Genomic DNA, 12,417 nt, shown 5'->3' on the forward strand with positions numbered 1-12,417 from the left:
TGAGGGGGATTACATGTTTGAAGTGGATTTTTCATTAGAGAATTGATTAATATAAAATACGCCTTTTTCAATGGCTGTCTCAATATAACCAACGATTTGGTCAAACGTAAACACTTGTAAGTCTTCATGCAAATTTTGCTCCGGATACAACATATCTTCAAAAAGATACTTTCGAAAAGAAAAAACGTTTTCTTTAGAAACTTCTTCAATATCCATGATGTGAGCCTCTTGGTTGAGAAGAGAGAAGAGTTGCTGTTCTGTATCGTAATGATGAAGCAACTTTGCATTTAATAATTTAAAATCGTTATAGTACAGGGGTGCGATCGTTTCGTCATTTTCGATTCTATTTTTTAGCCAAGGTAGAAAAAAGCCGCTTAGCCAATTGTCATCGGCAATGAGATGGGTGTAATAGCCTAAGAGAAAAGGGGAATCCATATGAGCTTTATATTTTTGAAAAAAAGAATTGAAAACTATCCTTCTCGTATAGTTTTTCGTTGTACCAGCGTAAAAGTGTGAAGTTCCTTTTTCTTCTGCTGAATGAACCGCATCAGGGGCTACACCTCCAAGTATGAAAGAAGTTTTATCTTGGATATATAGTTTTTCGGCAATCTTGATAGCGATAATAGCATGCATAATTCGTGATCCCATGAATGACACCTCGGTTTCAAGTATTCATTTCAGGAAGAGGACTGAACAGTTAGTATTACTTTCCCTGTACTTTTTCTACTTTCGACCCATTCATGTGCTTTCCCTGCATCTTGAAGCGGAAAAGATTTCGTTGCTTTTACTTTTAGACTGCCATCACGTAAATAACGGAAAACTTCATTTGCAGTTTCTTGGAGTAGTTCAGGACGTTTTTTTCGTGTAGTGCCAAAGCTAAAACCGAGTATAGAGCGACAACTTGCGTGTAAATCTTTCGTTTGGAAATTACCAATTTCACCGCTAGCATTACCGAAATGAATGAGGCGACCATAATAAGCGAGACAATTTAAACTTTTTTCTGAAACCGTTCCAGAAATAGAGTCTAAAATTACATCAACCCCTTCACCGTTTGTCAGTTCGTTGACTTTCTTTACAAAATCCTCATCTTGGTGACAAATAACATAATCAGCTCCAGCATTTAAAGCTATTTTTCTTTTTACTTCACTTCCGACAGTACCAATAACGGTTCCAGCCCCTAATCGTTTTGCAAGTTGAATAGCTGTTGTACCAATTCCGCCAGCCGCAGCATGAATGAGTACAGACTCGCCTTGTTGAAGCCTTGCAACATTTGCGAGTAAATTATAGCTTGTAAAAGATACAATCGGACAAGCAGCTGCAGTTTGAAAATCGACTTCATCAGGTAAAACGAAAGTAAGGTTTTCGTTTGCGACAACGTATTCTGCGTAAGATCCATTTTGAGGAAAAGTAATGACACGTTGTCCAGGATGAATATTTTTCACTTGAGAACCGACACGTTCTACAATACCAGCGGCATCTATCCCTGGTATAAAAGGTAGTGCTTTATTTCCTTTTTTACCATAACGGGATTTAATATCGGCGAAATTCACACTAGTAGCAACAACACGAATTAAAACTTGATCTTCTGAAATAGCGGGTATATCCACATCTGTATATTTCATCACTTCAGGACCACCGAACGACGTTACAACGATAGCTTTCATTATATGTCCTCCTAAATTTGACTATATAAAACATTTTAAATGTTCATTAGAAATTGGGAAATTATATAATAGTTATGCGACTTTATAAGTGAAGCTTATGTACATATTGAATCATTATATTAATCTATATAAAAAAATTTAAAAAATCGAACGAAATAGTAATTACTTGCCAATATATAGTGTAGGACAAAGGAGGGATGGTATGTGAAGGATGAAACAGTGTATACAAATTTAATCCAATTGACTTTATCAGGAAATAAAGAAGCGTATAGCGAATTGTATGATAAAACGATTCAAGAAGTATATAAAACAGCACATTTTTTAATTGAAGATAAAACAGATGTAGATGATGTCGTTCAAGAAATATACATACAACTATATGAATCGCTTCGTAAGTATGATAGTGAGAAGCCATTTCGTCCTTGGCTAATTGGACTTGCGATTAAACAAATTCACTCTTATAGAAGAAAGAGGTGGATGCGACTACGCATTATAAAAAAAGCAGAAGAGCAAAGAAAACCAGTACAAATTGATTTTTCTAACGATGTTGTAAGTAAAATATCAAACAAAAAACTAATTGAACTCATTCATAAATTACCGTATAAATTGAAACAAGTTATTATCTTAAGATACTTACACGATTATTCACAAGAAGAAGTAGCACAAATATTACATATTCCAATTGGTACTGTGAAATCTAGAATTCATTCGGCATTAAAGAAACTACGTCAAAAAGAGCAAGTAGAAGAAATCTTTTTAGGAGAGGTAGGGAATGTGAAATGAGTTTAGATTGTAGAGTTAGAGAATCTATACGAGAAGAAGCGAAGGGGATTGTTGCCCCGCCGGAGTTAAAAGAAAAAGTAATCGTTCAAATTAAAATGAATCAAGGAGGGCGTAAGAGAAAGAAACATCTTATTGCAGGAGTGCTTGCAGCAGCTCTTTTAATCCCGACGACTGGTTTTGCGTATCAATCTATTATGGCGGATGGTATATACGGATCTTTTGAGAATTTAAAAAAACATGCCGGAGCAATGACATTAGAAACGTATATGCGTTTTAATGCAAAATTATCAGAAGCGAAAGATGAAATGGGTACGAAGGAATATGAAGAGTTTACAAAAGAAATGAAAAAATTAACTAGTGCAAAGCTTGCGTACGGAGATTCGAACGGTAATATAGATTACGATCAATTATCACCAGCTAAAAAAGAGGAATTGAAAAAGGTAGTAATGGAGCTTCATCCGTATTTTGATAAATTAAATGGCCATAAATCTAGTAAAGAAGTACTAACTCCTGAAGAGTATGAACAATATATGGAGGCATTAATGTCATATCAAACTGTGTTAGTAAAAACGAAATCGAGTGGCGGGATAACAGTAGAAGAAGTACCTGAGGCGTACAAAGAAAGATTTATTAAAGCGGAGCAGTTTATGGAGTATGTAGATGAAAAGGTGAGATAAGTAAAAAAGCTCAAAGCTTTCTTTCGTTTAACTATTACATATTGAATATGTAAACAATAAAAAATGAGTATACAATCTACGTGATTGTATACTCATTTTATTATTACTTAAATTTCCTTACCGCATGAATAGCGACTCTTACAAGTAATATCGCACTTATAAATAAACCACCGTAACCAACGACACTTAAAAATTGATCATTTGGCTCTGTCGCACTGTTTGCTAAATGCAATACGCCTACCGAAATCCCACCAAATGCAGTTCCAATAAATGCAATGAGGAATTGTGAGATAAATGTAGTAATAAACGATGCATTTGTTTCGTCAGAGAAAAAGCCAACCTTAACGGATAGTTCTCCGTTTTCTAGTTTTGAACTTAAATCATCTAGTTTTCTAGGAATGCGTCGCATGGCAGGTAACATAGCGAGTAATTCGTTTGTTGCAGCTTCTTTTAAACTAGAATAATTGTTAACTGACATGAAACTAGCTGCATGATCTTTCGCAAAGCGTTTCGCTTCGTCCATTAAATTGAATTCGGGATTTAGTTGCAGCATCGTTCCTTCTAGCGTAATTAGAGAACGGAAAGCCCCTGCAACCATTGGATAAAATGCTAATTCAAACTCAGCGATTATTTGAAATAGCCCCTGAATGAATTCTTCAGAACCATTTGTAGAACCATACGTACTTTGGATTAATAATTGACTGATAGATTGTTCTAATGCCTCTTTATCAACATTTGGCTTCTTTTCAACTAATTGAAGCAGTCCATCAAGCAAGACATAAGAATTTTTGCGCTCAAAGCCGATAAGTAGTCGCTTGAATGCATCTTGTTGTAGTGTTCCTAATCGCCCGACGGAACCGAAATCAAGTAATGCAGGTGTGCCATCACGAAGAATATACACATTACCTGGATGAGGGTCTGCATGGAAAATACCTTTAAAGAAAATTTGCTCTAAAATACAATCAAAGAGTTGTCGTTGTACTTTTTTCGTATCAATTTGTAATTCATTTAATAATGCTGACCCACTTTTAACACTTACTCCATCTAAAAATTCAAGCACAAGTATTTTTGAATTACTGTATTCTTTATATACTTTCGGTATTTTTACTTTCGTTTCGCTATTTTTTAGTGAATCAGACACTTGTTCGAAGTTACGAGCCTCAATTTTGAAATCAATTTCTTCTTTCATTGCGATGGAGAAGCCATGTGCTAAATCAAGAAATCCGATATTTTTAGCCCAAGTTGATTTGTTGGAAATCCATAAAGAAAAATGAATTAAAATATCTAAGTCACGTTTAATTGTCTCAGAAATATTAGGACGTAGTAGTTTAACGACGACATCCTGGTCGTTTTCTTTCAACTTCGCTTTATGTACTTGGCCAATAGAGGCGGCAGCTAACGGTTCCATTTCAAAGGAGCTGAAAATTTCATCTTTTGGTATATGTAGTTCCTTTTTTAATATTTCTTCAACTTGTTTTTGTGATAAACGCGTTACATTTTCCTGAAGGTTTGATAACTCGTGAATAAAAGCAGGTGGTAATAAATCAGAGCGAGTTGATAAAACTTGTCCGAATTTAATAAATACACCGCCGCATTCTTCTAGTGTATTTCGAAGTGAAGTGGCGAGCTTACGATCTGCTTCTGGCGAGCGCTTTAAAGCTAAATATTTACCCATTCCGTGTTTTATTGCAATAGAAGAGACACGCATATATCTTTTTTGTCTACCAACCTTTGCGAAGAATTTTGAAATAGGATTTCGGCTTTCCGTTACTACGTCATCCATTTCGCCTCGTCTAATAGGATCAAATAATTCAAAAACTAGGTAACAAAGCATGGATACAATTAATGAGCTTCCTAGCCAAAAATATCTATCAACACCGACAACCGATTCATCTTGATAGCGTAAATATAAAAACCAATACAGAGCTGACGTAAGTGAAACACCTAAAGTTGCTGCACTTGCTTGTTTGAAAAGATTTAGTTTTGTACCAATTAGTCGACCACTAATAAAAGACATAATGATTGCTAGTAGAAAAAATTGAAAAAACATTGTATCATTCCTCCGAATTTTAGTCGATAACTGTATTATACAGGAATATAATTATTCTAAAAACAAGCCAAGGAGGTACAATCCTTGACTTGCACGATTAAATAGAGCATTCAATTATATTTTTTCATCGTTGCATTGTCCTTTTGTATAAAACAATCTAATAGTGAATAACCAGCTATTAAACTAATTATCGTAACAAAAGTTGTATTTATAAGAATAACATTAGCTAAATAAGGTAGGTATTCGCCAAGTGGTGAGAAAAGTAGTGCTGGAGAAAAGGAAATTAATATTGTAGGCACTGTAATAGCGATAAACTTATCCGGTTGAAAACGCCAGTTTTGTTTACTTGTTTCGCGATTAATGGATTGAAGGAATCGTAATAAAATGCCGACCAAAAGAGGAAAGAGTGTAAAGTAGAATAATCTTGGATAAACGTTAAAGTTCACTTGCGCGTCTGTATCTAAATAAAATTGAATCTTCACTCCAACAAATAATAATAAGACGATAAATAATGTGAAGCAGAGGTATAGCATTACTCTTTGCATTATATTCCACCATCCTTTACTCAAAATATATTCAAAAAAAGAAGAGATATACAATAACTACTGTTGTATATCTCTTCTTTTACTGTTAGTTAATAGTGGAGTTTGCTTTTTCTTGCTTCGTGAAATAATCAATAATGCCCATCGCACTAATTTCTATATCTAGATGTAAAATGTTATAAACGGAATGATCTGCTGGAACGTTTAACTTTGTAAGATGAGAAGAGATTTTATCCATTAATAAAGTTTGTAAAGCTTTAGTCGCTTCATCGAAATCATTATACTGTTCAAAGACTTCCTTACCAGTATGAACGAAAATAGGTAGCCAATGTTCCAGTTGATTATATATTTCTGTAACATGAGAGGATGCGCCGTAATGACCGAAATAAATAGTATCTACATTCATGCTTTGAATGTGATTTTTAGAAGCAATCATCGCATCTGGTTGGAATTGTGAAGGGGACGTTGATGGTAGATATAACTCTACATCAACGTCTGCGAGTTCTCTATAATAAATTCCAATTGTATCGCCAGTAAAAATCCCGTTTGTTAATGAATCGTGAATGCTAATATGGTGCTTCGCATGCCCTGGTGTATCATAAAATGTAAGGATGCGGTCTTCTGCAATTTTTAACGTATCACCATGTTGTACAATATGAACACGTTCTTCTTCAATTGGAAGAATTGGATCAAAGAGTTTATCGAAATCTTCTTTGTACACAGCTTTTGCACCTAAAATAAGTTTTGTTGGATCAATCATATGACGAGCACCACGAGAATGCACATATAACGTAGCATTTGGGCATTTTTCCATCATTAAACCAGCAGCACCGGCGTGATCTAAATGAACATGTGTAACGATAATGTTTTTAACTTCGTTTAAATCAATATGTAATTGTTGTAAGCCGTCTAAAATATACGGAAGAGAAGGGGCTGCACAAGTTTCAATTAAAGTAATATCGTCACCTAATAAAACGTACGTACCTGTTCGTTCATTATGCTGTAAATCGAAATCATCAATAAGATATAGGTGAGAAGATAATTGCTCTACTTTTTTCATATTTACCACTCCTTATATATTACATGTTTCTATTATACGCTAAAATAGAAAAAAGGCAGAAAACGAAAGCTCGTCTTCTGCCTTTTGTAATACTATTATTTCGTTTGTTGTTTATTAATAGACATAATGAACAGTCCAACAATCCCACCAACTAATGGAAGCATAATTTCTCCTGCTAAATTAAAGTAGGAGCTTAAGAATAAACCATTTACATCGATTACCCAGCCAGTAACATACAATAACATCATATATAGTACGAAATAAAACTCGCGATTTGAAATCGTTTCATGTTGTGCAGTTTTCATAATGAACACCATCCTTTTCTTTTATAATGGAATATAAACTGTCACATTTTGTTCACATTTCGATTGTAAAACTTTCCATCATAAAAGTCTAGTAGTTTGTGCCGAATTTCCGAACGGAAATAAAGCGCTATCATTATAGCGTATAAGTACGTAATAAGAGCTGTATATTCACGAATGTAGTATAGTATAAACATAGAATGATAGTGAAGAGAGGGGCAAAGACAATGACAGTTTATGATTTTTCAGCTAAAACAATTACAGGTGAAGAAAAATCGTTAAAAGATTACGAAGGAAAAGCACTTCTTATTGTAAATGTAGCTAGTAAATGTGGTTTCACACCGCAATATAAAGGATTACAAGAGGTGTATGATAAATATAAAGACCAAGGACTCGAAATACTCGGATTTCCTTGTAACCAATTCGGGGGACAAGAACCAGGTACAGAAGCGGACATTACTAGTTTTTGTGAATTAAACTACGGTGTAAACTTCCCAATGTTTGCAAAGGTTGATGTGAAAGGTGATAAGGCTCATCCTTTATATACATACATGACAGAACAAGCACCAGGTTTACTCGGTATGAAAGCAGTGAAATGGAATTTTACGAAGTTTTTAATCGGAAAAGACGGGAAAGTAGTAGGGCGTTTTGCGCCGCAGACGAAGCCGGTAGATTTAGAGGTTGAGATTGAGAAGGTACTTGGAGAATAATTAGGAGTTTCACTTTATTAAAAAACGTCTCAAAGAACAATGTAGTTCTTTGAGACGTTTTCTTTAAACTCACATTTTCAAGATTAAATAACTGTATCAAAGCCATCTGATTTAGGTAGAGAACCTGCTTTTTTCATAAGCACTTCCCATAAGTGTACGGATGTCTTCCATTCTGCTGCAGCCTGCCCCTGTTGATACATAGCGTTCTCATAACTGGCAGTAAGTTGTTGCATATCGGCCGATTTGTAAAGTGTATCGATATGGAGAGCGTATTCTCGGAATGTTTGACTTTCACCCCGTGGTATGCCAATTCTCGCAAATTGTTTTAAAAGTGCACCGTAAGCTTTTTGATAAACAGCATCATCTTTTCGGTATCTATAGAAATGAATAATAAGAAATGTCATCCATTTCATTCTAGTGATGAAGAGAATGTATCCCATAATACTAATTAGTATCGTAGAGAGGAATACGTACCACCAAGAAAAACTAGTTTTAGAATTTGTGACCTTTTTAGTAGAAGCTTCTTCTGTATGTTCTATTAAACTTTTAAGTTTTGCTTCATTATTTCGTTGGTGTATTTGCTCGTTATTAGAATTATTTGCTTCGCTATTTTGTGAAATAGGAGCAGGCGTATTATTTATAAAATTATAGGGATTGGTAAATCCTTTTGTTGGTTCGAATGGAATCCATCCGTATCCTGGGAAATATACTTCGACCCAAGAGTGTGCGTTATCGTTCGTGATTGTATAAACATCCGCACCTTCTGCAGAGGCAAGTGTATTGTCAAGAGTTCCTTCTGTATAGCCTTTTACCCAGCGAGCAGGAATCCCGGCAGAACGAAGTAGTACAATCATAGACGTCGAAAAATTATTACAGTAGCCGCTTTTTGTATCGAAAAGGAATTGATCTACATAATCTTGGCTTTTGGCAGGAAATAAGACATTCGTTGATTCGTATGTAAAAGAGTTGTCTGTGAAGTAATTTTCAATAGCTAATACTTTATCATATCGGTTGTCTTTATCATTTGTAAGATTGGCAGCCAAGTCTTTTACGCGCTGTGGTAATGACTCGGGAAGTTGTGTGTACTTTGTCATAAAATAAGGATTTGTTTCTTGACCTTCATTTGTTTTTACAGCTTTCAAGTTTTCTATGGAAAACTCAGGGATCTCATATGTTACTTTATACGAATGTAAAGTAGTAGAAGAGTCTCCATTCATTGTATAAATTTTTTCTGAAAACGAGTTAACACTGTATGATACATCAGAAGAAGCCTCAACTGATACTAATCCTGCTGGATAGGTAAGGTGAGGATAACTTTTTAGCATGGTAATTGTTGCCTCAGTCGTTTCCGTTTTTGTATTTTGTTCGTACCAGCTTACGACGTCGTTTTTATTTTTAAAAGAAACCTTTTTCGGATTTTCAGAAATTTCCCAGCCTTTTCCTGTATAAAAATCTTTTGTTTCTACTCGCCAATATTGTTTGTTTTGCGTTCGTGCTGTGAAAACAATTGTAGGATCCGCCTTAAAAGGACCACCTAATCGCGAGTCATCTAAACCATACCCAATTGTAGAAACTTTTTGTTCTTTACTTGCTTCAGATGTGTTGAATTTTAAAAAATCCATTGGGTTTGGCCATTGAGGGCCAAATTTTGGAGCAAAGTATGCGATGGTTGCTAATAATACAATAAATATTGTAAGTGGTCTAAGTAATTTTGAGATTTCCCTAGCATAATTTTGTAAGTGTTCGCGCTCTTTTATTCGTTCTACTTGAAGAAGACTAAGCATAAAAAAGCCGATGACAACAGTACGAATAATAGCGTAGTTTGCATTGTATAAATGTAAGTTATGAAAAGTTGCGATATAAATAATAGTCAATACAAGAAATAAAAACCCACGTTTTTTATGAATAATCCAAAATGAAGTGAAAGAACTCAAAAACCAAAATGAGAGAAAAAATAAAACCGTCGGAAAAACTGGAGAAATATCTAGTAAATTCCCTTGGAAAAATAGGGAGGAATTTCGAGACATATCAGAAAAGAGTGTTGTTAGCCAAGATGGATTTATAAAAGCATTTTTATAATATAGGGAATGAATGATAAATAGGACTGTGACAATTTTTATTGGAATCTGCCACCTCGTTTGAAAAAAAGAGAGAGCGAAGCAAATTCCTATAAATGTTACGAAAATATCTAATCTACCTACATTTGTAATACCTATAAGAGGTCTTATCCATTCTAGTAAAAGAAGAAATACACATGCATGCATGAAGAATTTGTTCGTATCCCACTTGTATTTTGCTTGTAATGTTATCATTTGCTCACCTCAAAAAACACGTTTGTATACCGGTTTTCATAAACCGTGTTTACAAATATTTGTCGTTTTTTTAGAGTTTCTAATATACTGAGTTCTCGGTGTGAAAGTTGATTCGCTTTTTCTTTCACGACAAAAATCATACATTTTCTATTTCTTATAGCAGCACAATCAGCCGCCTTTTGAATATCGGGAGAAAGATTACTTGTCACGAGTATAACCGTGACGGGCTCATAAATTTTTCTTAGTTCTATTTCTACACTTTGGGAGAGCGGGAATACACTGTCTGCTTGTACTTTTGCTAAATGACAAAGGATTTGTTGTAACTGCGTATCTCCATTATCTAAAGGGAAAATAGTTTGTTCTTTTCCGATAGACACGAATGATGCTGGTGAATTTTGTTTCAAGACAGCCCTTACGATAGAGGCAGTAAATGTGACGACTGATTCGAATAGAGGAGACTCGGTTCTGTCTATGAATATCATGATATTATGGCTGCGCTGTTGTTCAAACTCTTTTGTCATAATATTGTTTGTTCGTGCAGTTGCTTTCCAATCAATCCATGAAAAGCGATCTCCAGGTTTATAGTCTCTGACACCGACAGAGATTGTAGAGTCTTTTGCAGAATTTATATTTGCTGAAAGCGCTCCTTGTTCGAAATGATTTTCCAATTGTCGATACGCTATATCTACATACTGGGGATAGACTAAAAATGTATCTGGAACTGAAAAAGTTACTTCTTTCTCCATCATGCCGAATAAATCGCCAGTTTTGACACGGACGCTTGAAAAAGTGTGCTCGCCTCTAGGGATTGTGTCAATAACATATTGAAACGAAATATTTCGTTTCAATCCTGGGAAGAGTACTACCTTATTCATCTTTGTTTGTTTACAACTTATAAATTGTGGTGGCAGTTCATCTTCTATAACTAAATAAAGTAAGGGAAAAGGAAATTTTCTTTTTATTGTAATCGTGCTTACAAATTGTTCTCCTACTACATATCCATTTTGGTTTGTTGTTCGTTTTACTTCAGCGTCCCGTAAAGCGTAGAAGGGGAGTAGTAGTGAATAAAGAGCAATGGGAATTGTGCTGTAAAATAAAAACCAACTTACAAACCCTCCTTGAAACATAGCGTACACAAATGTTAAGACTAGGCATAAAGGGAGTAGCAATAACTTCATAACGTGATATAGCGCTCGCAGCATTTGTTTCATCAAGGGTTCATCGTCCTTTGAGTCGGCACGGTAGTTCGTGCAACGATTTTTGCGATAACTTGTTCTCCTGTTATCCCTTCAAATTTTGCTTCCATTTTTAGAATGAGCCTATGCGCTAAAACGTAAGGAGCTAAAAATTTAACATCGTCTGGAATAACATAATTTCTGCCATGGATAAATGCATAAGCTTGTGAAGCTTTCATTAAAGCAATTGAGCCACGTGGACTTGCTCCTAGCTGTATAGAGCTATACGTACGAGTCTGATTAACAAGCTTTACAATGTAATGCTTAATTGCTTTGTCCATACTTACTACCCGTACGCTTTGTTGTAAATAAAGTAATTCTTCTATTGTAGTAATGGCCTGTAATTGAGAGAGTGGATTTGTTTTTTCCATCCGGTTTAAAATTTCAAATTCTTCTTCTGGTGTAGGATATCCCATTTTTAGTTTCAATAAGAAACGATCGAGCTGAGCTTCTGGTAGAGAATATGTTCCTTCATATTCGACCGGATTTTGTGTAGCCATGACAAAGAACGGCTTTGGTAAAGGCCTTGTAATGCCATCTATTGTAATATTGCCTTCTTCCATACATTCAAGTAAAGCAGATTGTGTCTTAGGAGATGTACGATTAATTTCATCAGCAAGTACAAAATTCCCCATAATTGGTCCAGGCTTGAACTCAAATTGGAGCTCTTTCGGATTATAAATAGAAACTCCTGTTACATCTGATGGCAGTAAATCAGGTGTAAATTGAATTCGCTTGTAATCCGCATCAATGGATTTAGAAAGAGCACGTACTAGCATTGTTTTGCCGACACCAGGAACATCTTCTAATAGCACATGACCTTCAGCTAAGAGAGCTGTCAAAGCTAAGATTGTTTCTTTTCGTTTTCCGACCATTATTTTTTCAATATTATTGATTATTTTTTCTACAGTGGGATGTAATGAATCAAGCTGGGGCATCGTAATCCTCCTAATTTTATTATCGTTTTCTAATCTATTTAGTGGACAAATTTATAATTATATTTGCAGGTAGTAAAAATTTTGTCATTAATTCTAAGAATATTCAGAATATTTATTTCGATTACATCTAGTATAATTGTTTCC

Annotated in this window: 12 protein-coding genes; 3 read left to right on the forward strand and 9 right to left on the reverse strand. The window is 34.9% G+C overall.

What is annotated here, in order from left to right:
* Positions 1-9 precede the first annotated feature (9 nt).
* Together MHI26_RS10645 and MHI26_RS10650 are read right to left on the reverse strand one after the other, a co-directional pair.
* Positions 10-648 carry a zinc dependent phospholipase C family protein gene (locus tag MHI26_RS10645; protein WP_061666632.1) on the reverse strand — a complete coding sequence of 213 codons (639 nt, stop codon included), beginning with the start codon at positions 646-648 and terminating at the stop codon, positions 10-12.
* A gap of 29 nt (positions 649-677) precedes the next feature.
* Positions 678-1,664 (reverse strand): quinone oxidoreductase family protein, encoded by a 987-nt coding sequence (locus MHI26_RS10650; RefSeq protein WP_061666631.1) that lies wholly within the window; start codon positions 1,662-1,664, stop codon positions 678-680.
* 204 nt (positions 1,665-1,868) lie between these two features.
* On the opposite strand from MHI26_RS10650, the gene MHI26_RS10655 reads away from it, so the two are divergent.
* Positions 1,869-2,447 (forward strand): sigma-70 family RNA polymerase sigma factor, encoded by a 579-nt coding sequence (locus MHI26_RS10655; protein WP_000651123.1) that lies wholly within the window; start codon positions 1,869-1,871, stop codon positions 2,445-2,447.
* Positions 2,444-3,124, forward strand: coding sequence for a DUF3600 domain-containing protein (locus MHI26_RS10660; RefSeq protein WP_000050700.1), 681 nt, complete (start codon positions 2,444-2,446; stop codon positions 3,122-3,124). The genes MHI26_RS10655 and MHI26_RS10660 overlap by 4 nt, the downstream gene beginning before the upstream one ends.
* A 103-nt stretch (positions 3,125-3,227) precedes the next feature.
* Here the strand turns inward: MHI26_RS10660 and MHI26_RS10665 are convergent, their stop codons facing one another.
* The 4 genes from MHI26_RS10665 to MHI26_RS10680 all read right to left on the reverse strand — a co-directional run bounded on the left by MHI26_RS10665 (position 3,228) and on the right by MHI26_RS10680 (position 7,081).
* A complete protein-coding gene (locus tag MHI26_RS10665; RefSeq protein ID WP_000465998.1) occupies positions 3,228-5,174 on the reverse strand; it encodes an ABC1 kinase family protein in 1,947 nt (648 codons plus the stop codon).
* 110 nt (positions 5,175-5,284) lie between these two features.
* Positions 5,285-5,719, reverse strand: coding sequence for a hypothetical protein (locus tag MHI26_RS10670; RefSeq protein ID WP_061666630.1), 435 nt, complete (start codon positions 5,717-5,719; stop codon positions 5,285-5,287).
* Positions 5,720-5,804: 85 nt separating this feature from the next.
* The gene (locus MHI26_RS10675) at positions 5,805-6,776 is read right to left on the reverse strand and encodes an MBL fold metallo-hydrolase (RefSeq protein ID WP_000754983.1); all 972 of its coding nucleotides are present in this window, start codon (positions 6,774-6,776) and stop codon (positions 5,805-5,807) included.
* A 95-nt stretch (positions 6,777-6,871) separates the two neighbouring features.
* The gene (locus tag MHI26_RS10680; RefSeq protein ID WP_000844984.1) at positions 6,872-7,081 is read right to left on the reverse strand and encodes a DUF3925 domain-containing protein; all 210 of its coding nucleotides are present in this window, start codon (positions 7,079-7,081) and stop codon (positions 6,872-6,874) included.
* A 224-nt stretch (positions 7,082-7,305) separates the two neighbouring features.
* On the opposite strand from MHI26_RS10680, the gene bsaA reads away from it, so the two are divergent.
* Positions 7,306-7,788 carry a glutathione peroxidase gene (bsaA, locus tag MHI26_RS10685; RefSeq protein WP_000219434.1) on the forward strand — a complete coding sequence of 161 codons (483 nt, stop codon included), beginning with the start codon at positions 7,306-7,308 and terminating at the stop codon, positions 7,786-7,788.
* An 83-nt stretch (positions 7,789-7,871) separates the two neighbouring features.
* Here the strand turns inward: bsaA and MHI26_RS10690 are convergent, their stop codons facing one another.
* Genes MHI26_RS10690 through MHI26_RS10700 form a run of 3 tightly spaced genes read right to left on the reverse strand, consistent with a single transcriptional unit; the run spans position 7,872 to position 12,273 of the window.
* Positions 7,872-10,100, reverse strand: a complete 2,229-nt coding sequence (locus tag MHI26_RS10690; RefSeq protein ID WP_017763077.1) for a transglutaminase TgpA family protein — start codon at positions 10,098-10,100, stop codon at positions 7,872-7,874.
* A complete protein-coding gene (locus MHI26_RS10695) occupies positions 10,097-11,311 on the reverse strand; it encodes a DUF58 domain-containing protein (RefSeq protein WP_000812152.1) in 1,215 nt (404 codons plus the stop codon). The genes MHI26_RS10690 and MHI26_RS10695 overlap by 4 nt, the downstream gene beginning before the upstream one ends.
* Positions 11,311-12,273, reverse strand: a complete 963-nt coding sequence (locus tag MHI26_RS10700; protein WP_001135803.1) for an AAA family ATPase — start codon at positions 12,271-12,273, stop codon at positions 11,311-11,313. Before MHI26_RS10700 ends, MHI26_RS10695 begins: the two co-directional genes overlap by 1 nt.
* Positions 12,274-12,417: the final 144 nt, after the last annotated feature.

The sequence above is a fragment of the Bacillus sp. FSL K6-1218 genome (assembly GCF_038006445.1).
In the GTDB taxonomy this organism is placed as follows: domain Bacteria; phylum Bacillota; class Bacilli; order Bacillales; family Bacillaceae_G; genus Bacillus_A; species Bacillus_A thuringiensis_S.

Bases quoted from the DNA above. Each gene is read 5' to 3' on its own strand.
- MHI26_RS10645 (WP_061666632.1), bottom strand. From the start codon at position 648: ATGGGATCACGAATTATGCATGCTATTATCGCTATCAAGATTGCCGAA.
- MHI26_RS10650 (WP_061666631.1), bottom strand. From the start codon at position 1,664: ATGAAAGCTATCGTTGTAACGTCGTTCGGTGGTCCTGAAGTGATGAAA.
- MHI26_RS10660 (WP_000050700.1), top strand. From the start codon at position 2,444: ATGAGTTTAGATTGTAGAGTTAGAGAATCTATACGAGAAGAAGCGAAG.
- MHI26_RS10665 (WP_000465998.1), bottom strand. From the start codon at position 5,174: ATGTTTTTTCAATTTTTTCTACTAGCAATCATTATGTCTTTTATTAGT.
- MHI26_RS10670 (WP_061666630.1), bottom strand. From the start codon at position 5,719: ATGCAAAGAGTAATGCTATACCTCTGCTTCACATTATTTATCGTCTTA.
- MHI26_RS10675 (WP_000754983.1), bottom strand. From the start codon at position 6,776: ATGAAAAAAGTAGAGCAATTATCTTCTCACCTATATCTTATTGATGAT.
- MHI26_RS10680 (WP_000844984.1), bottom strand. From the start codon at position 7,081: ATGAAAACTGCACAACATGAAACGATTTCAAATCGCGAGTTTTATTTC.
- bsaA (WP_000219434.1), top strand. From the start codon at position 7,306: ATGACAGTTTATGATTTTTCAGCTAAAACAATTACAGGTGAAGAAAAA.
- MHI26_RS10690 (WP_017763077.1), bottom strand. From the start codon at position 10,100: ATGATAACATTACAAGCAAAATACAAGTGGGATACGAACAAATTCTTC.
- MHI26_RS10695 (WP_000812152.1), bottom strand. From the start codon at position 11,311: ATGAAACAAATGCTGCGAGCGCTATATCACGTTATGAAGTTATTGCTA.
- MHI26_RS10700 (WP_001135803.1), bottom strand. From the start codon at position 12,273: ATGCCCCAGCTTGATTCATTACATCCCACTGTAGAAAAAATAATCAAT.